Raw genomic sequence first — 21,696 nt, 5'->3', positions numbered from 1 at the left:
GGCGCCTGGGCCCTGCCCGGCTAGTCCTCGCTGTCGGCGTCGCCGAAGGTGTTCAGCAGCGCCTCGGCGAGCCCCGGCACGAGATCGGCACCCGAGAGCACCTCGGTGTCGTCGTCTTTGTCGCGCAGCCGCACGGCCGACTCGCGCGAACCGTCGCGCAGCACGCCGACGGCGAGCCGGACCTCCTGTCGCTGCGGGTGCGACGCCACCCAGTCGTGGATCTCCCGGTCGCTGCCGACGGCGGGCATGCTCGCCTCGGCGGCCGGCGGGAGCATCAGCCGTTCGACCACGAGGGCGCAGCCCAGCACGGCCTCCGGCCATGCGATGCTCGCGAGGAACTCGTCGATCGCGACGTTCTCGGGGACTTCCTCCTGCTCGATCGGAGTAAGGGTGTCGATGGGCGCGTCACGGTCGGCGGACAGGCCGAGCTGGGCCGCGAGGTCGGGTTCGGTACGGGCCAGTTCCGCGGTGTCCACGAGCGCGTAGAGGCGGGCCTGCTGGTCCCAGCCGTATCCCGCGACGTGGCGTTCGATCTCGAGGACGGCCTGGGTGAGTGCAACGGTCATGACCCCATCTTCCCGTCTCCATCTTCCCGTCTCCGCCCCACGCCGGATCACGAGCCTGTATCGGCCGTGTCGGTCGGGAACCACCTCTTGTCTCGGTAAGTTGACCCATCGAGCGCCGACCGGGCGCGTCCAGGTAATGATCGAGGTGCGCACCCTTGGTTTTTCAGATGCCCGAACGAGGTGACCCAGGTGGTCGCCGGATCAGAATGGGAGCTCCGTCCCGCAGGTCCAGAACCCTGCTCCTGACGCTGGCCATCCTCGTGGTGATCGTTGTCGCGTGGGTGCTGTTCGCGAATTTCTGGACGGATTGGCTCTGGTACAAGTCCGTCGGCTACGGAAACGTTTTCACGACCAAGCTGTGGACGCGCATCGGGTTGTTCCTGGTGTTCGGTCTGCTCATGGCCGTTGCCGTCGGCGCGAACGTCTATGTCGCCTACCGGCTGCGACCGGCCTTCCGCGGCATGTCGCTCGAGCAGCAAAGCCTCGACCGCTACCGGTCGGCCATCACGCCGTTCCGCACCTGGCTGCTGATCGGCCTGTCGGTGATCATCGGCATCATCGCCGGCACCTCGGCGTCGGGGCAGTGGAAGACGTGGCTGCAGTTCGTCAACGGCGTCTCGTTCGGTGTCAAGGACGAGCAGTTCCACAAGGACGTGTCGTTCTACGCCTTCGACCTGCCGTTCTACCGATTCCTGATCAACTTCGCGTTTGTCGCGGTCGTCGTCGGCCTCGTCCTCGCGGTGATCACGCACTACCTCTACGGCGGACTCCGGGTGCAGAGCCCGGGATCGCGGGCCACGCCGGCCGCGCAGGCGCATCTTTCGCTGTTGCTCGGGCTTTTCGTGTTGTTCAAGGCCGTCGCGTACTGGCTCGATCGCTATTCGCTCGCGGTCTCGTCCGGTGATTTCAAGCAGGCCTCGCAATTCACCGGCCTGCGATACACCGACGCGCACGCCGTATTGCCCGCCAAGACGATCCTGTTCATCGTCGCGCTGATCTGCGCGGTGCTGTTCTTCGTCAACGTCTTCCGCCGGACCTGGGCGCTGCCGATCATCGGCTTCGGCCTGATGGTCCTGTCGGCCGTGCTCATCGGCGGGCTGTACCCGGCGATCGTCGAGCGCTTCCAGGTCAAGCCGAACCAGCAGGCCAAGGAAGCCAAGTACATCGAGCGCAACATCCAGGCGACGCGCGACGCGTACGGCATCGACAAGGTGGAGTCGGAGAAGTACGACGGCAACGTCGAGGCCAAGCCAGAGCTCAAGGACCAGGCCGCGAACACGGCCAGCATCCGCCTGCTCGACCCGAACATCGTCTCGCCGACGTTCAATCAGATGCAGCAGCTGCGGCAGTACTACGGTTTCCAGACCACGCTCGACGTCGACCGCTACATGATCGACGGCAAGATGCAGGACACCGTGATCGCGCTGCGCGAGCTGAACCCGAAGGGTGGTCAGACCCACAACTGGGTCAACGACCACACCAAGTACACCCACGGCTACGGCGTCGTCGCCGCCGAGGGCACCCGGGTCGACCGCGAGGGCAAGCCCGTCTACATCGAGGGCAACATCCGCACGGACGCGCAGGAGGCGGAGACACCGAGTCCGCTCGGCCCGTACCAGCCGCGGATCTACTTCGGCGAGTCGACGACCGAGTACTCGATCGTGGGAGCGCCGAAGAACACCACGCCGACGGAGGTGGACTACCCGACCGACACCGCGTCGGGCCAGGCCACCTATACGTACAACGGCAAGGGCGGCGTCCCGATCGGCGGCACGTTCAACAAGCTGCTGTACGCGACGAAGTTCCAGGAGGGCAACATCCTGCTCTCCGACACGATCAACGCCGACTCGCGGATCCTGTACAACCGCACGCCCAAGGAGCGCGTCGAGGCCGTCGCGCCGTGGCTGACGATCGACGGTGACCCGTATCCGGCCGTGATAGACGGCAAGGTCCAGTGGATCGTCGACGCGTACACGACCAGCAACGGCTATCCGTACGCGACGCGCACCACGCTGGGCGACGCCACCGCCGACTCGCTCAACGCCGACGACCGCGCCCGCGGCGCGGTCGGCAACACGGGCAACGTCAACTACATCCGCAACTCGGTGAAGGCGACCGTCGACTCGTACGACGGTTCGGTCAGGCTCTACCAGTGGGACGAGCAGGACCCGGTCCTCAAGACCTGGATGAAGGCGTTCCCGAACACGGTCAAGAAGAAGAACACGATCCCGCCGACCCTGATGGAGCACCTGCGCTACCCGCAGGACCTGTTCAAGGTGCAGCGCGATCTGCTGACCCGGTACCACGTGACCGACCCGCGGACGTTCTTCAACGGCTCCGACTTCTGGAAGGTCCCCAAGGACCCGACGGGTCGGACACCGGGCTCGGGCGACCAGCCGCCGTACTACCTGTCGATGAAGATGCCGTCCGCGACGCCGGGCGGAGCGCCCGACGCGCAGCAGTCGTTCCAGCTGACGAGCACCTTCGTCCCGAAGGAACGGCAGAACCTCGCGGCGTTCATGGCGGTGAACTCCGAACCCGGATCACCCGGGTACGGGCGGATCAGACTCCTGGCCCTGCCACCGAACACGGCGATCCTGGGCCCGGATCAGATGCAGAACCAGTTCAAGTCGAACGCCGAGGTCGCGGGTGTCATCAACATCCTGCAGCGCGGTGACTCGGTGGTCGTCTACGGCAACCTGCTGAGCCTGCCCGTGGGTGGCGGCATGTTGTACGTGGAGCCGGTGTACGTCCAGGCCAACGCGCCCGGGTCGTATCCGGTCCTGCAGAAGGTGCTGGTCTCGTACGGCGGCAGCATCGCCTTCGAGAACACCCTGGACGCGGCGCTCACCAAGGTGTTCAGCGGCGCGCCGACCACGACGGTGCCGCCGACCGATACCGGCACGCCGCCGGGGACGGGCACACCCACCACGCCGCCGGCCCAGAATCAGACGGTCAAGCAGGCGCTCGACGAGGCCAACCAGGCCCTCAAGGACGCCGACGCGGCGCTGAAGGCGGGTGACTTCGCCAAGTACGGCGAGGCCCAGAAGCGCCTTCAGGCGGCCGTGGACCGGGCCATCGCGGCCGAGCAGGCGGCGAAGACGCCGCCCGCGACGACGCCGCCGGCGGGTGGAACGCCACCGGCGACGGGCACCCCGCCCGCGTCCGGCGCTCCGCCGGCGTCGGGGACGCCGAAGCCGTGACGCCCGGCGCGTGAGGCACGGGACGGGCCCGCTCCCTTCGGGGGGCGGGCCCGTCCCGCAAAACGATTTGGTGTGCGGCCCCGGGTCCCGTAAGCTCAAGACACAACGCATCGCGGGGTGGAGCAGTTCGGTAGCTCGCTGGGCTCATAACCCAGAGGTCGCAGGTTCAAATCCTGTCCCCGCTACTTGGGAAACACGCACAACGCGAGAGGCCCGGTTCGAAAGAACCGGGCCTCTCGCGTTGTGTGCGTTCGCCGTGTTCGTGCGCGCTGTGCGTTCGTGGGTACGGGACCGGCCGTGGGTGATCCGGGTCCCCGTACGCGGGCTGCCGACGGGCGTCGGGTCGAGGCGTGTCGGATCGACCCGGGTGGCGCACGAGCGGAGGGTGCGGCGGGCTAGAGCGCGATCTGGCGGCGGCGCTTGGCGCGCAGCGGAGCCATCAGCGTGACGCGCGACAGGCGGTGCGTGCCGTGCTCGGTGCGCGCGACCAGGCTCTGCATGATGGCGGCCGATTCGAGGCTGTCGGCCGTCTCCTGAGTGGAGGCGCGGCCGATGAGGGCGAGGTGCCGGTCGAGGCGCTCGCCCACGCCGCTTCGGCCTACGTCCATCGGCGGAACCGGGACTCGGCGCGGCATGCTCGGATGGTCCATTCCTGATATGACCACGACGCAGACCGTACCCCATTGGGGGCACGGTGTGACGGCTTACGGACCCATGTCGAGACCGGATCGTGTCCCCGATTGGCCGGCAATACGGTTGTGGCGCAAACGAACTGCCGTGCATCCAGGGGTAATTGGGGTCAAAGGGTGATCGATTCGATGCACCCGGCGGGGGTGGGATGTTCACTCCAAGGTCTGAATTCGGCCGCCCCCGCGCGCTCGTTCACGCGTCGCGAGGGCCCGCGCGTGGCCGTCGGGCGATTTGCCTGCCCCAGGGGCGCTGCCGTACAGTTGTGTCTACCGACGCGGGGTGGAGCAGCTCGGTAGCTCGCTGGGCTCATAACCCAGAGGTCGCAGGTTCAAATCCTGTCCCCGCTACCACGACGAAGGGCCCGGTCTCAGGACCGGGCCTTTCGTGCGTTCTCCGGCATTTCGGCCGGGAGCCGTGCGGGTCGTTGCCGAATCGCGACTGCATGGATGTGGCCCGAGATGCCACGATGGACTCATGGGGGCGTGGAAGGGACATCGCGGACGGCGGGGGGACGACCCACCGCCGGAGCCCGACGTCTTCGAGGCCGTGCCCGAGGGCCCCGACACCGTGGTCCTGGACCGCGGTCGGGCCGCCGCGGCGGCTCCGCCCACGCATCCCGACGACTACGCGGTGCTGGTCCCGTTCCGGCCGCGCCGGCGCGGTCCCGGCGGCAGCGTCGAGGGGCACGAGGCGCTCGATCGGCACGAGGCGGCCGAACTGGAGCGACGGTACCGCGAGCGGGCCGGCCGCAGTCCCTCCGCCGCCAACAGTCTCGCGCTCATGCTGCTCGAACGCGACGAACAGGACGAGGCCGCCGAGCTGTTGCGCCGTGCGGCCGAGGCCGGGCATCGCGGGGCGGCCACCAACCTGGGCGTGCTGATGCACCGTCAGGGCCGGGACGAGGAGGCCTCGCTCTGGTGGCATCGCGCGGCCGAGGCGGGCAGCCGGATCGCGGCCTTCTCGCTCGGCGCGCTGCTGCTGGATCGAGCCGACGCGGCACGGGCCGGCGCAGGCGCGGGCGTCGGCGCGTACAACGACCTGTCCGGGCAGGGCGTCTACTGGCTGCGCAACGCGGCCGAGTCGGGGCATGTGCGGGCGGCGCTCACGCTGGGCGAGTTCTTCGAGCTGACCGGGCGACCCGGGGCCGAGCGCTGGTATCGCCGCGCGGCCGAGGCGGGGCACCCCGAGGCCGCCTACCGGCTCGGGCGCATGGGTCAGGAGCGCGACGACGAGCGGGCGGCGTCGACGTGGTTCCTGCGCGCCGCCTCGTGCGGGCACGTCCGGGCCGCGGTGCGGCTGGCGATGTCCCTGGAGCGCGCGGGCGACACCGCCGAGGCGATCGGCTGGTACCGGCTCGCCGCCGAGGAGGGCGACGCCGAGGGCGCGCGGGCGCTCGGCTTCCTGCTCCAGGACGCGGGCGACATCGAGGGCGCCGCGCGGTGGTGGCAGCTGAGCGCCGAGGCGGGCGACGGTACGGCGGCCAACGCGCTCGGCGCGTGGTTCGCGGCCAAGGGGCGCTCGAACGAGGCCGCGCAGTGGTACGAGCGGGCCGCGGCGGCGGGCGAGTGCAACGGCGCGTTCAACCTCGGCCTGCTGCACGCCGAGCACGAGGACGGGCCGGGCGCCGAGCGCTGGTTCCGGATGGCCGCCTACGCGGGTCACGGCGACGCGGCCAACGCGCTGGCCGGGCTGCTGCTCGAGCGCGGGGACGAGGAGGAGGCGCGGATCTGGTTCGCGCGCGCGGCCGAGGCGGGCAGCGTGGACGGCTCGTACAACCTGGGCATCCTGCACGCGCGCGGCGGCCACGACGACGCCGCCGAGGCGTGCTGGGGCCGGGCCGCCGAGGCCGGGCACGCGGACGCGGCGCTGCAGATGGGGCTGTTGCTGGAGCGGCGCGGGGACGCCGAGGGGCGGCGCGCGCGTACGAGACGGCCGCGCGCGCGGATCGGCCGACGGCGGCCTTCCGGCTCGGGGCGATGCTCGCGGAGGCGGGCGAGGTCGAGCAGGCGGAGCGGTGGTACGGCGTGGCCGCGGAGGCCGGGCACGTGACGGCGGCGCTGCGCTGCGGCGTGCTGTGCGCGCGGCGGGGCGAGGACAAGCCGGCGGCGCGGCGGTTCCGGGTCGCGGCGGAGGCGGGCAGCGTCTCGGGGGCCTGGAACCTGGCCCTGTTGCACCTGCGGCACGGTGATCCGGACGGCGCGGAGCCGTGGCTGACCGTCGCCGCGCGGGGCGGCCACGGTCGGGCGGCGCTGCGACTGGTCGTGCTGGCGTTGCATCGCGGCGATCTGGCCGACGCCGAGCACTGGTGCGGGCCGGCCGTCGAGCACGGTCCGGCGGAGGTCGCGGCGAAGGCCCAGCGGCTCCTGGACGCGCTGCGGGCGGAGTCCCTGGCCAGTTGACCCGGTGGCGGCACGGCCCCGCGGGTGGGGTTCGGGACCGCGCTAAGGTCGAGCTCCGGTGGGGACGGGAGGCGACATATGGCGCGCATCGATCGGTTGCGCAGGAAGCGCCCCGCGCGTGACGAAGCGGTCGTGGTGGGGGAGTGGCCGGCCGGCGACGGCGGGGCCGACCACGCCGCGGGCCTGTTGGCGCACCTGCGGGCCGTCGTGGCCGCGGGTGGGACCGACCCGGGCCCGGTCGCGGATCGGGTCGCCGCGCTGCCCACGTCCTTGATCGTGCGCCTGGACCGGGCCGCTCGGCCGCGTGCGGCCGTGGGCGTGCTCGCCGGGCTGGAGCCGTCCAGGCGGCTGCTGCGCACGCGCCGTCATCCGCTGGTCGCCGCGGTGGCGAGCCTGGACGAGAACGGCGGGCTGCGCGAGGAGGCGGTGGTCCGTCTGGCCGCCGAGCCGGGGCCGTTGGCCGCGGTCTTCCTCGCGTTGCGGACCGACGACTGGGTGGACTCCGTGCGTGAGCGGGCGCTGGCCGCCTTGCTGTGGCACGTCGAACCGGACGAGGTGCGCGCGGCCGTACCCGTGCTGCACGCGCTGCGCGGGCGGGTCCGGTCCAAGGGGGTGCTCGACGCGTATCGGGAGGCGCTGCTCGGCGGTCGCCGGCGGCCCACCGCGGGGCCCGACCTCGGGCGCGACCGCGAACCGGCCGTGCGCCGCCTGGGGATCGAACTCCTGGACGACGCCGCGCTGTTGGTGATCGCGGCGCGGGATCCGGATCACGCCTGCCGGATCGCCGCGGGACACGCGCTGCTGGGGCGGCTGCGCGGGCGGGACCGACACCACGTCGCGCTGCGGCTGATGCGGGTGCCGGATCCGCGCGTGCGCGAACGCGCCATCGAGCTGTTGCCGGCCGGGACCGAGGCCGACGTGCTCGTGGGCGCGCTGGCGGATCGCTCGCCGCGGGTGCGCGACGCCGCGCGCCGCAGACTGCTGGCCGGCGGTACCGATCCGGCCGCGGCGTACCGGGAGTTCCTGCGTACCTACCCCTCGCCGGGGCTGCTGCTCGGGCTCGCCGAGTGCGGTGCGGACGAGGATTTGCACATACTGCACGCGCACCTCGACGCGGAGCGCTCCGCCCTGCGTCGGGCGGCCCGCGCGGGCGCGGTCCACCTGGTCCGGCGGACCGCCGAATGAAGGCGCCCCGGCCAGGTCCCTAGCTCTTTTTGCAGTCCGGGCAGACGCCCCGGAACGTGACCTCGGCGCCGGAGATGTCGAAGCCGAAATGCTCGGCCTCGGACAGCCCCGCGATCGGGTCGCACTGCGGATGTACGTCGCGGATCGTGCCGCAGACGCTGCACACCAGGTGCTGGTGCGCGTTGCGGGCGTTGGGGTCGTAGCGCTTCGCGCGCCCGTCGGTGCCGACCTCCAACACCTCGCCGAGCGACACGAGTTCGTTGAGTGTGTTGTAGACGGTCGCCCGGCTGATCTCCGGGAGTCGCTTCCCCGAGCGTGCGTGCACTTCGTCGGCGGTCAGGTGGACGTGGTCGCCGTTCAGGACCTCGGCCACGACGCGACGCTGCGCGGTCAGGCGCCATCCCCGCTCACGGAGTCGTTCCAGAAGGTCGCTCATGTACACAAACGATACATGGCTTCATCCTGGACTTGGTCCAAATCTGGTTCTGGACAAAGTCCAAACTTGGTCGTAGGTTGATCACCGGACCACAGCAACGAGCAACGCCAGGGGAGACGCACACCATGTCGCAGCAGACGCACACGTTGACCACCGAATCCGGCGCACCGGTTGCCGACAACCAGAACAGCCAGACCGCGGGGCCGGGTGGGCCGCTGCTGCTTCAGGACCAGTACCTGATCGAGAAGCTCGCCCGGTTCAACCGGGAGCGTGTCCCGGAGCGCGTGGTGCACGCCCGCGGCTCGGGTGCCTTCGGCCACTTCGAGGTCACCGCGGACGTGTCGCGCTTCACCAGGGCGCACTTCCTCGCCGAGCCGGGCCGGCGCACCGAGTTGTTCGCCCGTTTCTCGACCGTCGCGGGCAACCTCGGCTCGGCCGACGCGGTGCGCGACCCGCGCGGCTTCGCGTTGAAGTTCTACACCGAGGAGGGCAACTACGACCTCGTCGGCAACAACACCCCGGTGTTCTTCATCAAGGACCCGCTGAAGTTCCCGGACTTCATCCACACCCAGAAGCGCGACCCCTACACGGGCAGCCAGGAGGCCGACAACGTCTGGGACTTCTGGTCGCACTCGCCGGAGGCCATCCACCAGGTGACGTGGCTGTTCGGCGACCGCGGCATCCCGGCGTCGTACCGGCACATGGACGGCTTCGGCTCGCACACCTACCAGTGGGTCAACGCCGAGGGGGAGGCGTTCTGGGTCAAGTACCACTTCAAGACCGATCAGGGGATCAGGAACCTGACCGCCGCGGACGCCGCCGCACTCGCGGGCAGCGACGCCGACTCGCACCAGCGCGACCTGCTCAACGCGATCGACGCCGGGGCGCACCCGTCGTGGACGCTCAAGGTGCAGCTGATGCCGGTCGCCGACGCCGCGACCTACCGGTTCAACCCGTTCGACCTGACCAAGGTGTGGCCGCACGCCGACTACCCGCTGATCGAGGTCGGCCGGCTCGTGCTCGACCGCAACCCCGAGAACGTCTTCGCCGAGGTCGAGCAGGCCGCGTTCAATCCGGCCAACTTCGTGCCGGGCATCGGTCCCAGCCCGGACAAGATGCTCCAGGGCCGGTTGTTCGCCTACGCCGACGCGCACCGCTACCGGGTCGGGATCAACCACACCCAGCTCGCGGTCAACGCGCCGCACGCCACGGTCGCCCGCAACCACGGGCGGGACGGTGCGATGGCCACGAACCCGGGCGGGCGGGCCAAGAACTACGAACCGAACAGCTTCGGCGGTCCGTACGAGAGCGCCGCGCCGCTGTGGGCGCCGACCGAGGTGACCGGCTTCACCGGTACGCACGCGGCCCCCGAGCACGCCCAGGACACCGACTACGTGCAGGCGGGCGACCTGTACCGACTGATGTCGGCCGACGAGCAGGGCCGTCTGGTCGCCAACATCTCCGGCTTCCTCGCGCAGGTCTCCCGGGACGACATCATCGACCGCGTCGTCGGCCACTTCCGGGCCGCCGACCAGGACTACGGCGACCGCATCGCGGCGGCCGTGAAGGACCTTCGCGCCTGACGGTCCACCCCACAAGCGCGCCGCCCGGTACCTGAGCCGCGAATCGGTACCGGGCGGCGTTCCCCATGCCCGGACCGTCGCGCGGGATCCGACCCGTCGGCGGGCGACCCTTCGCGGGCGACGGCCGGGGACCGTCGCCCGCCGGGGTCAACCCACCAACTCCTCGGCCCGCTGCGCCTCGTGGATCTGGCAGCGGACGATGTCGCGGACCGAGATGATCCCGAGCACGTCGTCGCCCTCGAGCACGATCAGGTGGCGGAAGCCGCCGCGCGTCATGGCGGCCGCCGCGTCCGCCAGGGTCCAGGCCGGGGTCGCGAAGACCACGTTCGAGGTCAGGTGATCGCCGGCGTATTCGGTGTCGGGATTCTGACCGGCGCCGATCGACATGAGAATGTCGCGTTCGGTCAGGATTCCCAGACCGGACGTTTCGGGGTCGATCACGACCGCCGCGCCGATCTGGCGGGCGGACATCAGGCGCGCTGCCGCGCGCAGGGTGTGGGCCGGGCCGATGGTCAGAACGATCGTGCTCATGCCGTCGCGGACGAACATGTGACACCACCTCCGTCGGGGCGTGTGGGACGACGGGGCCGTGCGCTCGAGAATTAATTCACAAGTTCACAAGCCCTGTTTTCACATAGTCACATGCCCTGGAAGGTCAAGGGAAGGTATAGCGGGCAAGTCACCCGAAGGTGGGACCGCACCGTGTCCTGACGGTGCCTCAGCCGTGCGGGTGCGTGTCGCCGAGCCGGTCGAGCAGCTCCCCGTGCAGCAGACCGTTGGACGCGGCGGCGTTGCCGCCGGCCGGGCCGGGCGTACCGTCGAGCGAGCTGAACCGCCCGCCCGCCTCCTCGACGATCACCGAGAGCGCGGCGAGGTCCCACAGGTTGACCTCGGGCTCGGCGCAGATGTCCACCGCGCCCTCGGCCACGAGCATGTACGACCAGAAGTCGCCGTACGCGCGGGTGCGCCAGCAGGTCCGGGTCAGGTCCATGAAGTCGTCGAGCCGGCCGCGCTCCTCCCAGCCGCCCAGGCTGGAGTAGGCGAAGGACGCGTCCTCGACCGCGGCCACCTCGGACACCCGGCAGCGGGACGCCTGGGACAGGCTGCGGCCGGTCCACGCGCCCGCACCCTTGGCGGCCCACCAGCGCCGACCCAGGGCCGGTGCGGAGACCAGGCCCACGACCGACTCGTCGCCGTCCATCAGCGCGATCAGCGTCGCCCACACCGGGACGCCGCGGACGAAGTTCTTGGTGCCGTCGATCGGGTCGACCACCCAGCGGCGCGGACCGTGGCCGGTCGAGCCGAACTCCTCGCCGAGCACGGCGTCGCGCGGGCGGCCGCGCCCGAGCTGGTGCCGGATGATCTCCTCGGCGGCCTTGTCCGCGTCGCTGACCGGGGTCATGTCCGGCTTCGTCTCGACCCGCAGGTCGAGCGCCTTGAAGCGGTCCATGGTGGTCGCGTCGGCGGCGTCCGCGAGAACGTGGGCGAAGCGCAGATCGTCGTCATAGCCGGGCATGACACGAACAGTACTGGCGGCTCGCCGGCATGTCTGCGCGCCCCGCGCGCATGGACACACTTACGCGCCGTCGCCGTGGCCTCGTACGCTCGTTACGCATACAAGGAAGCGCGAGCAGCGACAATCGACAACCGTTCACCGATCGCCCGCAGCGGCGAGTGGGTGTCGGAGGGGGTGCGGGACCGCGATGGCACTGTTCGGGGTCGGGCGCAGGGCAACACACGGCAAAGAGGCCGTTCCGGGACCCGGTCTCGTCCAACCACGTCGAAGTCTGGACGGTTGGACGTTGGAGGGCACACCGCTCGCGGACCGCTTCGAACGCGAGGAACTGCGCGAACTGGGCACGCTGTTGCACGGCGTCGGCGCGGAGATGCGCACGGCGTGGACGTACGAACGCGCGGCGGACCTGTTGGAGCGCGCGGGTGAGCGACCACAGGCGCTGGCCGTCGTGGAGATGTGGTTCGCGTTGCCCGAGGATGTGCGCCGGACCAATCCCGCCGCGACCCGATCGCTCGGCCGGCGCCGACAGCGGCTGCGCAGCAGGCTCGGCACGCCGGTCGTTCCCGCCGCCGCTCCCGCCGTTCCCGCCGCGCCGGGTGCGCCGATCCCGACGCAGAGCCGGCCCGCCGTACAGATGCCGGCCAAGCCGGGCACTCCGCCGCCGACGCCGAGCGAGTCGACGAGCGGGAAGGCTACTCGGTAGTAATCGGTGGCCGTCGAGGGCTTCCGGTCGACGCGATGAGGGCGTAGGACATCGGATACGGCATCCGCCGACCGCACGTCACACGTCTCTCGCGAGGAGAACGCCCGTGTCGACGCACGACCTTTACGCGCTGCCCGCCGACATGACCGTCTGGGAGGTCCCCGCGTCGGGGGCCGCCCGGTTCAACTGGGAGTACGACGAGGGGCGCGACCGGCTCCTCGCCCTGTATGCCAAAGGCAAGGACAAGCAGTGGGACGCCGCCCGGCGGATCGAGTGGGATCTGCCGGTGGACCCGATGGACCCGCTGGGCCTCCCGGAGGAGCTGCACACGCTCCACGGCACGCGCAGCTGGAACATGATGTCGCAAGCGGAGCGCGACGAACTCGGCCGGCACGGTATCGCCTGGCAGTTCAGCCAGTTCCTGCACGGCGAGCAGGGCGCGCTGATCTGCAGCGCGCGGATCGCCGAGTCGGTGCCCGACCTGGACGCGAAGTTCTACGCGGCGACGCAGGTCATGGACGAGGCCCGGCACGCCGAGGTGTACGCGCGCTTCCTGAAGGAGAAGGTCGGGCTGTACTACCCGATCAACCCGAGCCTGAAGTCGCTGCTCGACGACACGCTCTCGGACGCCCGCTGGGACATGCCCTACCTGGGGATGCAGGTGCTCATCGAGGGCCTGGCACTGGCCGCCTTCGGGATGCTGCGCGACATCACCACGGTCGCGCTGCCCAAGCAGATCCTCGCCTACGTCATGCAGGACGAGGCCCGGCACGTCGCGTTCGGGCGGATGGCGCTGCGCGACTACTACCGCGAACTTACCGACGCCGAGCGCGGCGAGCGCGAGGAGTTCGTCGTCGAGGGCTGCTACCTGATGCGGGACCGCCTGCGCGACGAGGAGGTGTGGGAGAACTTCCAGATCGACAAGGCCGAGGCGCGCGAGGCCACCGAGAACTCCGAATACCTGCGCGAATTCCGCCGGTTGCTGTTCAGCCGGATCGTGCCGTGTATCAAGGACATCGGTCTGTGGGGGCCGAAGGTGCGCACCACGTTCGCCGAGATGGGCGTGCTCGACATGGGCGACTCCAACGTCGAGCGGATGATGCGCGACGACGAGGACCAGGCCGAGGCGCTGGACCGGGACCGGCGGATCCGGGCCGAGGAGGTCGCTCGCGCGGCCGAGGTCACCGACATGGTCGAACTGGGCGCGGAGGGCTGAAGGCGCGGGCACCGGCTAGATTTTCGGTATGACCGATCTTGTGCGTTCGCGACCGCCCGCCTTCGTCTTCGACCTCGACGGGACCCTCGTCGACAGCGTCTACCACCACGTCATGTCCTGGCAGGAGGCGCTCAGCGAGGCCGGGATCGACCTGGCCATGTGGCGGATCCACCGGAAGATCGGGATGAGCGGCGGGCTGTTCGTCAAGGGCATCCAGCGCGAGACGGGCATCGACCTCGACCCCGAGCAGGTCGAGGCGCTGACGGACGCGCACGGGCGCAACTACGCCGCCCGGGTGCCGTTCGTGCAGCCGCTGCCCGGTGCGCCGGAGTTGCTGCGGCACCTCACCGAGGTGGGCATCCCGTGGACCATCGCCACCAGTGGGCGGCGGGCGGGCGCCGAACCGATGCTGGCCAAGCTCGGCGTGTCCCTGGACCTGCCGATGGTCACGCGTGACGAGGTCGCGCGGGCCAAGCCGGACCCCGACCTGTTCCTGGCGGGGGCGGCCAAGCTCGGGATGGACCCGGGGCAGTGCGTGGTGGTCGGGGACAGTATTTGGGATCTGCTGGCGGCGCGGCGGGCCGGATCGCTCGGGGTGGGGTTGCTTTCCGGCGGCTATGGTGCGGATGAGTTGGAGCGGGCGCATGCGTTTCGCGTGTACGACGAGCCTGCGGATCTGCTGGCGCATATCGACGAGTTGGGCGTGCGTGGGGGGTGAGCGGGGTGGGTGGCCTCAAGCGCCGGCCGGGCTGGTTTGTCCTCAAGCGCCGGACGGGCTGGGTGGGGCGGCCTCCGGCCGGGTGGCCTCAAGCGCCGGACGGGCTGGGTGGGGCGGCCTCCGGCCGGGTGGCCTCAAGCGCCGGCCGGGCTGGACAGGCTTGGCCTCAAACGCCGGCCGGGCTGGAGAGGCTTGGCCTCAAGCGCCGGCCGGGCTGGACAGGCTTGGCCTCAAGCGCCGGCCGGGCTGGTGAAGACGTGGGGGCATCCGGGTGATCCTCCTTGGTGGGCGGTCCTTGGTGGGGGTGGAGGTTCTACCATCGGGGCATGGGTTCGGCCGAGGAACCAGCGGAGTTGCTTCGTGTGCTGGCTGACGATGCCCGGTTGAAGGTGTTCGCGGCGCTCGTTCTGGAGGCCCATCTCAGTTCCGAGATCGCCGACCGGGCCGGGCTGCCGTTGCGGGACGCGATCAAGGTGTTGGCGCGGCTCGAGGCCGTCGGCCTCGCCGCGCGGGCCGGGGACGGGTGGCACGCGTGTCCGGAGGCGCTTGCCCAGGCGGCGGCCGGGATCGGGGCGGAGCCCGACGACTCGTTCGCCGACCGCGGCCCCGTCGAGGCGGCCGTACTGCGGACCTATCTCGCCCACGGCCGGGTCAGGCAACTGCCCGTGCAGCGCGCGAAGCGGCTGATAGTGCTCGATCACGTCGCCGGCAGCTTCGAGCCGGGTGTGCGCTACGACGAGGCCGAGATCGTCGAGACGCTGCGCCGTTTCACGGACGACCACGCGGCGCTGCGCAGGCATCTGGTGGACGAGGGCTTCCTCGGCCGCGAGGGCGGGGTGTACTGGCGTACGGGCGGGTCGTTCACGGTGTGAACGGCCCGCCCGTACGGCCCTGGGGCGGGTCCTAACGGATCACGGCCCGGTCGACGTCGACCCCGCCGTTGTCGGTGCGCACGGTGATCGAGCGGTTGGAGCGGGAGTCGCTGTCGATCAGGTGCGGTGCGCCGTTGTCGATGTCGACGTCGACCCGATAGGTGTTGTCGTCCTCGGGGACGGTGACGTGGACCCCGCCGTTGTCGGTACGGACCGTCACCTCCGTCGGCGCCTTGTCGAGGCGGATTCGAACCCCGCCGTTGTCGGTGGTGGCGCGGACCCGGTCGGTGGACACCCGGGCGAGGTTGATCCCGCCGTTGTCCGTGTTGAGGACCAGGTTCGCGGCGACGCTGTCGCTGATCGCGATGTGGCCGTTGTCGGTGCTGAACTTCATGTCCTGCCGCAGCCCGGACGCATCGATCCCGCCGTTGTCCGTGAAGACCTCGAGCGGGACGTCGAGCGGGACCTTGATCCGGTACGACCCGTCACATCCGATGCCGAACGCGGCCGGGCAGTTCACCCGGAGTTTGAGTCGGTTGCCCTCGAGGCTCCAGGTCGGGTCGGGGCCGTTGATGCTGTCGGTGATCTTGCGATCGACCGTGACCTTCCCGGGCTCGCCCGGTTCGAGCGTGACACCGCCCTCGTCCGTGTCGATGATCAGCTTGTCCGTCGCGGCCAGCTCGAACACCTGGTGATCACGGATGTCGTGGCTGGAGAGCAGGACGATGCCGGTCCAGGCAGCCATGAGAATCCCTCCGATGGCGAACAGCCCACCGAAGAAGATCAATGACGTGCGTAGCGGCCTTTTCATGGCACTCTCCCCGACAGGTGATCCGAAGCTGCCCAAACTGTATGAGCGCGCGCGGTGGTGCCGGCATCCGGCGGTCACCCGAACCCGGGGTAGGGCTGTCCCCCCTGCGCGGACGGTGACCGCCCGACGACATGTGCGTTCGACATCGGCTGAACCCGGGCACTCTCGGAGCCGTTGGTCTGTGCAAGGGTCGTCCTCTCCCTAGGCCCCCGACTGCAAGGAGAGCCCATTCATGTTCGACACCGTCTCCGGCTTGCCCCTCCACGTCCTGGTCGTGCATCTGGCGGTGGTCGTCGTGCCCGTGGCGGCGGTCGCCAGCGTGCTCGTGGCGATCCGCCGGCCGTGGTTGCTGCGCGCGGGGTGGTGGGTGGTCGGGCTCGACGCGGTCGCCGCGCTCACCACGTTCGTGGCCAAGGAGAGTGGCACGAAACTGCTCGACCGGCTGGACCGGCTGAGCGACGGACAGCGCACCGCCGCCGTCCAGACGCACGTGGACCGGGGCGCGGACATGCTCTGGTACACGCTCGGCCTGTTCGGCGTCACGCTCGTGCTGCTGCTGGTCACGCGGCACCGGGCCGCCGCCACCTTCCGGCCGCGGACGATACCGCCGATCGTGGTCCCGATCGTCGCCGTGTTGACCGTGGTGGCCGCGGTGCTCGCGGTGATCCAGGTCGTGCGGGTGGGCGAGTCCGGATCGAGCGCGGTGTGGCGGGACACGGTGAAGAACAGCCTGGGGCAGCTGCGCTGACGAAGCCGACGGAGCCGATGGAGCGGGCGGGGCGGCCCGTCCGACGAGGGATCAGTCGCCCTCGTCACGCTCGCGCGTGCTCAGCAGTCGGCGCAGCGAGTACAGCCGGGCCGGGTCGGCGTGCCCGGCCGCGACCCACGCGTCGAGCGCGCAGTCGGGCTCGTCGTGCGAGCAGGCCCGCGGGCAGTCCTCGGTGCCCGCCGCGAGGTCGGGGAAGGCGTTGATCACCCGGCTGAGGTCGACGTGGTTGAGGCCGAACGAGCGCACGCCGGGAGTGTCGACGACCCATCCCTGACGCTCGCCCGCCTCGAAGAGCGGAAGCCGCAGGGTCAGCGCGGACGTGGTCGTGTGCCGACCGCGCCCGGTCACCTCGTTGACGTGGCCGACCGCGCGCTGGTGGTCCGGCACCAGCTCGTTGACCAGCGTGGTCTTGCCGACGCCGCTGTGTCCGACGAAGACCGTGGTCTTGCCGGCCAGGCGGGCCCGGATCGGGTTCAGGTCCCAGTCGGACTCGCTCTTGGTGACCACGTACTCGACGCCGAGCGCGCCGTACATCTCCAACAGGGTGTCGGGGGAGGCGAGGTCGGCCTTGGTCAGCACGAGCAGCGGTTCCAGGCCCGCGTCGTAGGCCGCGACCAGACAGCGGTCGATCAGGCGCGGGCGCGGCTCGGGGTCGGCCAGCGCGGTCACGATCGCGAGCTGGTCGGCGTTGGCGACGATGATCCGCTCGTACGGGTCGTCGTCGTCCGCGGTCCGCCGCAGCGTGCTGCGCCGCTCCTCGACCCGGACGATCCGGGCCAGCGAGCCCTCCCCACCGCTCAGGTCGCCGACGATGCCGACCCGGTCGCCGACCACGACGCCCTTGCGACCCAGCTCGCGGGCCTTCATCGCGGTGATCGAGCGGTCCGGCGCGTCCTCGTCCGCCAGGAGGCAGGTGTAGCGGCCCCGGTCCACGGTCAGCACGCGGCCCTCGCGGGCGTCCTCGTGCTTGGGCCGGGTCCGGGTGCGCGGGCGCGAGCCGCGCTTGCCCGGCCGGATCCGGATGTCGTCCTCGTCGAGGTCCCTGCGTCGGTTCGAACCCAGACCCGCCATGTTCCCGAGCCTCTCAGCCGCGCCGCGCGGTCAGCATGCGCGTCCACAGGCCGGTGAAGTCGGGCAGGGTCTTCGCGGTGGTCTCCACGTTCTCCACGTCCACGCCCGGGACGACCAGGCCCAGGACGGCACCCGCCGTCGCCAGGCGGTGATCGTCGTAGGTGTGGAACACGCCGGAGTGCAGCGGGCGCGGCCGGATCTCCAGGCCGTCCTCGATCTCGTTGACGTCGCCGCCGAGACCGTTGATCTCCTTGACCAGGGCGGCGAGTCGGTCGGTCTCGTGCAGGCGCAGATGGGCGACGCCGGTCAGCCGGCTCGGGCCGTCGGCCAGCGCCGCGACCGCCGCGATCACCGGGGTCAGCTCGCCGACGTCGTGCAGGTCGGCCTCGATGCCGTGCACCGCGGTGCCGCCACTCAGAGTCAGGCCCGCCGCGGTGAGCGTGCACGACCCGCCCATCGCGGTGAAGATCGAGCGCAGCCGGTCGCCGGGCTGCGTGGTGTGTTCGGGCCAGTCCCGCACCGTCACCGATCCGCCGGTGACCAGCGCCGCGGCCAGGAACGGGCCCGCGTTGGACAGGTCGGGCTCGACCACCATGTCGCGCCCGAGCAGCGCGCCCGGCGCGACCCGCCACACGTTCGGCTCGCTGTCGTCGACCTGCGCGCCGGCCGCGCGCAGCATGTCCACGGTCATCGCGATGTGCGTCATCGACGGCACCGACGTGCCGGTGTGCCGGACCTCGACGCCGAGATTGAAGCGCGGCCCGGACAGCAGCAGCGCGCTGACGAACTGGGACGAGGAGGACGCGTCGATCCGCACCACCCCGCCCTCGACCCCGCCGCCGCCGAGCACGGTCATCGGCAGCCGGGCCTCGCCCTCGTCGTCGATCCGGGTGCCCAGGTCGCGCAGCGCGCCGATCACGCCGTCGAGCGGCCGCTCGTACGAGCGGGGGTCGCCGTCGAAGCGCACAGGCCCGTCGGCGAGGGCCGCGACCGGCGGCAGGAAGCGCATCACGGTGCCCGCGTTGCCGCAGTCCACGGTGGCGGGTCCGGCCAGTCTGCCGGGCAGTACGTACCAGTCGTCGCCGCGATCCTCGATCACCACGCCCATCGCGCGCAGACCGGCCGCCATCAGCAGCGAGTCGCGGCTGCGCAGCGGCCGCCGTACATAGCCGGGGCCGTCGGCGAGCGCGGCCAGCACGAGGGCGCGGTTGGTCACCGACTTGGAGCCGGGCACCTCGACGGTGGCGGTCACGGGGGCGGAGGCAACGGGAGCAGACCACAACGCAGACATCACGAGGACCAAGCGTAGTCGTTTGCCGGCCCGGCCCCCGATTTTCCCGGATCACGTGGCACCCTGGACGCCATGTGTGGCCGGTACGCGTCCAGCAAGAGTCCCCAGGACCTCGTCGAGTTGTTCGAGGTCGATCGGTTCGACGCCGCGGACGAACTCGAACCCGACTGGAACATCGCGCCGACCAAGCAGGTCTACGCGGTCCTGGAACGCCCGGTCGAGTCGGGCGGCGCGCCAACTCGGCAGCTCCGCACGATCAAGTGGGGCCTGGTCCCGTCCTGGGCGAAGGACCCCGGCATGGGCGCGAAGATGATCAACGCGCGGTCGGAGACCGTGCACGAGAAGCCCTCCTACCGGAAGGCGTTCACCGCGCGGCGGTGCCTGCTCCCGGCCGACGGCTACTTCGAATGGCACACCCCGGAGACCGCGCCGGACGGGCCCAAGGGCGCGTCCCGCAAGCAGCCCTACTGGATCCACGCGGCGGACGGCGCCGGCGTGGCCTTCGCGGGACTGTACGAATGGTGGCGGGACAAGGGCCGGGCGGACGACGATCCGCTCGCGTGGCTGTGGACGTGCACGATCCTCACCCTGGACGCCGACCCCGAGCTGGCCCGGATCCACCCCCGGATGCCGCTCGTGCTGACCCGCGACAAGTGGGACGCGTGGCTGGACCCGGCCTGGACCGAGGCCGAGGAGGTGCGCGGCCTGCTGCTTCCGCCGCAGCCGGGGTTCATGACGGCGCACCCGGTCTCGACCGACGTCAACAACGTCCGCAACAACGCTCCCCACCTGCTCGACGCGATTCCCGAGGGCGAGGTCACCGTTGACGCCACGCTCTTCTGATCGCCCTGATCGCCCTGATCGCCCTGATCGCCCTGATCGCCCTGGTCGCCCTGATCGGCCGGCTCGTCCCGTGGTGTTCGACGTCGACACGCCGGCCGGCGCCGCGCGGGTGACGGTGCATCGGGCGCGGGGGGCGGCCCGGGCCTGGTACGTCGCGAGTCACGGCGCGGGCGGCGGGATCGAGGCGCGCGACCTCGTGGCGCTCGCCGCCGAGCTGCCCGCACGGGGCTTCCATGTGGCCCTGGTGGAGCAGCCGTGGCGGGTCGCCGGGCGTCGGATCGCCCCCGCGCCCAAGACCCTGGACGCCGGCTGGCTCCCCGTCCTGGCCGAAATCGCGGCCCGCAACAAGCGTGAGGCCCTGCCGGTCTTCGGATCCGGCCGCAGCGCGGGCGCGCGGGTGGCGTGCCGGACCGCGATCGAGGCCGGAGTCGCGGGCGTCGTCGCGCTCGCGTTTCCGCTGCACCCGCCAGGTCGGCCCGAGCGTTCGCGCGTGGCTGAACTGCTCGGCGCGGGTGTGCCGACCCTCGTGGTGCAGGGCGAGCGCGACCCGTTCGGGGGGCCGAGCGAGTTTCCGGCAGCGGGGCCGACCGTGCTCGAAGTGCCGTCGGCGGACCACGGATTTGCCGTCGCGAAGAAGGCGCAGACCACCCAGGAAGAGGCATTGGCGCTGATCACGGCGGGTGTCGGCGATTGGCTGGAGGCCGCGACCGGGCGGGAATGATCCGCGCGGGGAACGTGTTCCCACCACTGTCAAGCGTCGACGAGTGGAGGTCGCTCCCATGCTGAAGGCCGCCGGTTCGGTTGTCCGAAACGAGGCACCGTTTCTCGCCTGGCCCGAGTGGGGTGCGGGCACGGATCAGCCGCGGGCGATATCGTCGACTCCTGGCTTGAAGGAGGTGGGTCTCGTACCGGAGACCTTGGAGCAGCAAGACGCGCGGTTCGAGCGGGACGCCCTGCCGTTCCTCGATCAGTTGTATTCGGCGGCGCTGCGGATGACCCGCAACCCCTCGGATGCCGAGGACCTGGTCCAGGAGACGTTCGCCAAGGCGTACGCGTCGTTCCACCAGTTCAAAGAGGGCACCAACCTCAAGGCCTGGCTGTATCGCATCCTGACCAACACCTTCATCAACTCCTATCGCAAGAAGCAGCGTCAACCGCTGGAATCGCATGCGGAGGAGATCGAGGACTGGCAGCTGCACCGGGCCGAGTCGCACATGTCCACCGGACTGCGCTCGGCCGAGGCGCAGGCGCTCGATCACCTGCCGGACTCCGACGTGAAGACGGCTCTCCAGGCCATCCCGGAGGAGTTCCGGATCGCGGTCTATCTCGCCGATGTCGAGGGCTTCGCGTACAAGGAGATCGCGGACATCATGGGTACTCCCATCGGGACCGTGATGTCGCGCCTGCACCGCGGGCGGCGCCAGCTCCGCGATCTGCTGGCCGACTACGCACGCGAGCGCGGCCTCGTCCCCGCAGGCACCGACCGGAAAGGCTCGGACTCATGAGCTGCGGTGACCACCACGAGGTGGACTGCTCCGAGATCCTCGGGCACCTGTACGAGTACATCGACAACGAGTTGGCGGACGCGGACTGCACGAGCATCCGCACGCACCTCGACGAGTGCTCGCCGTGTCTGGACAAGTACGGCCTCGAGCAGCAGGTGAAGGAGCTGGTGCACCGCTGCTGCGGCCGCGACGAGGTTCCCTCGGAGCTGCGCAACAAGGTGCTGGAGCGTATCAAGCTGGTCCGCGTCGAGGTGGACGCGCAGCGGGTGTCGGTCGAGGAGACCTCGATCGAGATAGAACGACCCGGCCGAGCCTGACG

22 protein-coding genes and 2 tRNA genes are annotated in these 21,696 nt (G+C 70.7%); 16 read left to right on the top strand and 8 right to left on the bottom strand.

All coding sequences use genetic code 11. The annotated features are described in order from the left end of the window. Positions 1-20: 20 nt before the first annotated feature. Entirely contained in the window at positions 21-566 is a 546-nt protein-coding gene (locus OG928_RS12350) for a PPA1309 family protein (protein WP_406283026.1), read from the bottom strand. 167 nt (positions 567-733) lie between these two features. Here OG928_RS12350 and OG928_RS12345 point away from each other — a divergent pair, with 167 nt between their 5' ends. Together OG928_RS12345 and OG928_RS12340 are read left to right on the top strand one after the other, a co-directional pair. Continuing rightward, complete coding sequence (locus OG928_RS12345) at positions 734-3,769, top strand: UPF0182 family protein (protein ID WP_406283024.1); 3,036 nt, start codon at positions 734-736, stop codon at positions 3,767-3,769. A gap of 111 nt (positions 3,770-3,880) precedes the next feature. Beyond that, positions 3,881-3,954: transfer RNA gene (locus tag OG928_RS12340), tRNA-Met, on the top strand. Positions 3,955-4,164: 210 nt separating this feature from the next. On the opposite strand, the gene OG928_RS12335 is transcribed toward OG928_RS12340, so the two are convergent. Continuing rightward, positions 4,165-4,377 carry a hypothetical protein gene (locus OG928_RS12335; RefSeq protein ID WP_406283022.1) on the bottom strand — a complete coding sequence of 71 codons (213 nt, stop codon included), beginning with the start codon at positions 4,375-4,377 and terminating at the stop codon, positions 4,165-4,167. Positions 4,378-4,732: 355 nt separating this feature from the next. Between OG928_RS12335 and OG928_RS12330 the strand changes: the two genes are divergently transcribed. From OG928_RS12330 to OG928_RS12315, 4 genes are all read left to right on the top strand, one after another. Then, a tRNA-Met gene (locus OG928_RS12330) sits at positions 4,733-4,809 on the top strand. A 124-nt stretch (positions 4,810-4,933) separates the two neighbouring features. Beyond that, positions 4,934-6,508 (top strand): sel1 repeat family protein, encoded by a 1,575-nt coding sequence (locus OG928_RS12325; protein WP_406283020.1) that lies wholly within the window; start codon positions 4,934-4,936, stop codon positions 6,506-6,508. Continuing rightward, positions 6,436-6,858 carry a hypothetical protein gene (locus tag OG928_RS12320; RefSeq protein ID WP_406283018.1) on the top strand — a complete coding sequence of 141 codons (423 nt, stop codon included), beginning with the start codon at positions 6,436-6,438 and terminating at the stop codon, positions 6,856-6,858. The genes OG928_RS12325 and OG928_RS12320 overlap by 73 nt, the downstream gene beginning before the upstream one ends. A gap of 78 nt (positions 6,859-6,936) precedes the next feature. After that, entirely contained in the window at positions 6,937-8,043 is a 1,107-nt protein-coding gene (locus tag OG928_RS12315; protein WP_406283016.1) for a hypothetical protein, read from the top strand. A 19-nt stretch (positions 8,044-8,062) separates the two neighbouring features. On the opposite strand, the gene OG928_RS12310 is transcribed toward OG928_RS12315, so the two are convergent. Next, the gene (locus tag OG928_RS12310) at positions 8,063-8,479 is read right to left on the bottom strand and encodes a Fur family transcriptional regulator (RefSeq protein ID WP_406283014.1); all 417 of its coding nucleotides are present in this window, start codon (positions 8,477-8,479) and stop codon (positions 8,063-8,065) included. Positions 8,480-8,604: 125 nt separating this feature from the next. Between OG928_RS12310 and OG928_RS12305 the strand changes: the two genes are divergently transcribed. After that, positions 8,605-10,062: a catalase gene (locus OG928_RS12305; RefSeq protein ID WP_406283012.1), complete on the top strand. Its 1,458-nt coding sequence runs from the start codon at positions 8,605-8,607 to the stop codon at positions 10,060-10,062. A gap of 147 nt (positions 10,063-10,209) precedes the next feature. On the opposite strand, the gene OG928_RS12300 is transcribed toward OG928_RS12305, so the two are convergent. Next, positions 10,210-10,611 (bottom strand): cyclic nucleotide-binding/CBS domain-containing protein, encoded by a 402-nt coding sequence (locus tag OG928_RS12300; RefSeq protein WP_406283010.1) that lies wholly within the window; start codon positions 10,609-10,611, stop codon positions 10,210-10,212. Between the two features lie 169 nt (positions 10,612-10,780). Then, entirely contained in the window at positions 10,781-11,578 is a 798-nt protein-coding gene (gene hisN / locus OG928_RS12295; RefSeq protein ID WP_406283008.1) for a histidinol-phosphatase, read from the bottom strand. A gap of 286 nt (positions 11,579-11,864) precedes the next feature. Here hisN and OG928_RS12290 point away from each other — a divergent pair, with 286 nt between their 5' ends. The 4 genes from OG928_RS12290 to OG928_RS12275 all read left to right on the top strand — a co-directional run bounded on the left by OG928_RS12290 (position 11,865) and on the right by OG928_RS12275 (position 15,087). Continuing rightward, entirely contained in the window at positions 11,865-12,281 is a 417-nt protein-coding gene (locus OG928_RS12290; protein ID WP_406283006.1) for a hypothetical protein, read from the top strand. Positions 12,282-12,387: 106 nt separating this feature from the next. Further along, on the top strand, positions 12,388-13,497 hold the full coding sequence (locus OG928_RS12285) for a ferritin-like domain-containing protein (RefSeq protein WP_406283004.1): 1,110 nt from the start codon (positions 12,388-12,390) through the stop codon (positions 13,495-13,497). A gap of 28 nt (positions 13,498-13,525) precedes the next feature. Beyond that, positions 13,526-14,215 carry an HAD family hydrolase gene (locus tag OG928_RS12280; protein WP_406283002.1) on the top strand — a complete coding sequence of 230 codons (690 nt, stop codon included), beginning with the start codon at positions 13,526-13,528 and terminating at the stop codon, positions 14,213-14,215. Between the two features lie 326 nt (positions 14,216-14,541). Continuing rightward, positions 14,542-15,087, top strand: a complete 546-nt coding sequence (locus OG928_RS12275; RefSeq protein ID WP_406283000.1) for a DUF2087 domain-containing protein — start codon at positions 14,542-14,544, stop codon at positions 15,085-15,087. A gap of 31 nt (positions 15,088-15,118) precedes the next feature. On the opposite strand, the gene OG928_RS12270 is transcribed toward OG928_RS12275, so the two are convergent. Further along, positions 15,119-15,832 carry a DUF4097 family beta strand repeat-containing protein gene (locus tag OG928_RS12270; RefSeq protein ID WP_406282998.1) on the bottom strand — a complete coding sequence of 238 codons (714 nt, stop codon included), beginning with the start codon at positions 15,830-15,832 and terminating at the stop codon, positions 15,119-15,121. Positions 15,833-16,130: 298 nt separating this feature from the next. On the opposite strand from OG928_RS12270, the gene OG928_RS12265 reads away from it, so the two are divergent. Next, positions 16,131-16,646, top strand: coding sequence for a DUF2231 domain-containing protein (locus OG928_RS12265; protein WP_406282996.1), 516 nt, complete (start codon positions 16,131-16,133; stop codon positions 16,644-16,646). A 51-nt stretch (positions 16,647-16,697) separates the two neighbouring features. Here the strand turns inward: OG928_RS12265 and rsgA are convergent, their stop codons facing one another. Beyond that, a complete protein-coding gene (rsgA, locus tag OG928_RS12260; protein ID WP_406282994.1) occupies positions 16,698-17,738 on the bottom strand; it encodes a ribosome small subunit-dependent GTPase A in 1,041 nt (346 codons plus the stop codon). A gap of 13 nt (positions 17,739-17,751) precedes the next feature. Next, positions 17,752-19,029: a 3-phosphoshikimate 1-carboxyvinyltransferase gene (gene aroA, locus OG928_RS12255; RefSeq protein ID WP_406290930.1), complete on the bottom strand. Its 1,278-nt coding sequence runs from the start codon at positions 19,027-19,029 to the stop codon at positions 17,752-17,754. 72 nt (positions 19,030-19,101) lie between these two features. On the opposite strand from aroA, the gene OG928_RS12250 reads away from it, so the two are divergent. The 4 genes from OG928_RS12250 to rsrA all read left to right on the top strand — a co-directional run bounded on the left by OG928_RS12250 (position 19,102) and on the right by rsrA (position 21,694). Next, on the top strand, positions 19,102-19,872 hold the full coding sequence (locus tag OG928_RS12250) for an SOS response-associated peptidase (RefSeq protein WP_406282992.1): 771 nt from the start codon (positions 19,102-19,104) through the stop codon (positions 19,870-19,872). Positions 19,873-19,942: 70 nt separating this feature from the next. After that, positions 19,943-20,593 (top strand): alpha/beta family hydrolase, encoded by a 651-nt coding sequence (locus OG928_RS12245; RefSeq protein ID WP_406282990.1) that lies wholly within the window; start codon positions 19,943-19,945, stop codon positions 20,591-20,593. Between the two features lie 148 nt (positions 20,594-20,741). Next, on the top strand, positions 20,742-21,377 hold the full coding sequence (locus OG928_RS12240) for a sigma-70 family RNA polymerase sigma factor (protein ID WP_406290928.1): 636 nt from the start codon (positions 20,742-20,744) through the stop codon (positions 21,375-21,377). After that, a complete protein-coding gene (gene rsrA, locus OG928_RS12235) occupies positions 21,374-21,694 on the top strand; it encodes a mycothiol system anti-sigma-R factor (RefSeq protein WP_406282988.1) in 321 nt (106 codons plus the stop codon). Before OG928_RS12240 ends, rsrA begins: the two co-directional genes overlap by 4 nt. The last annotated feature ends 2 nt before the right edge of the window (positions 21,695-21,696 follow it).

Source organism: Embleya sp. NBC_00896 (genome assembly GCF_045207785.1).
In the GTDB taxonomy this organism is placed as follows: domain Bacteria; phylum Actinomycetota; class Actinomycetes; order Streptomycetales; family Streptomycetaceae; genus Embleya.
Note: the sequence above shows the minus strand (reverse complement) of the source record. Positions and strands in the feature narration are given on the sequence as shown.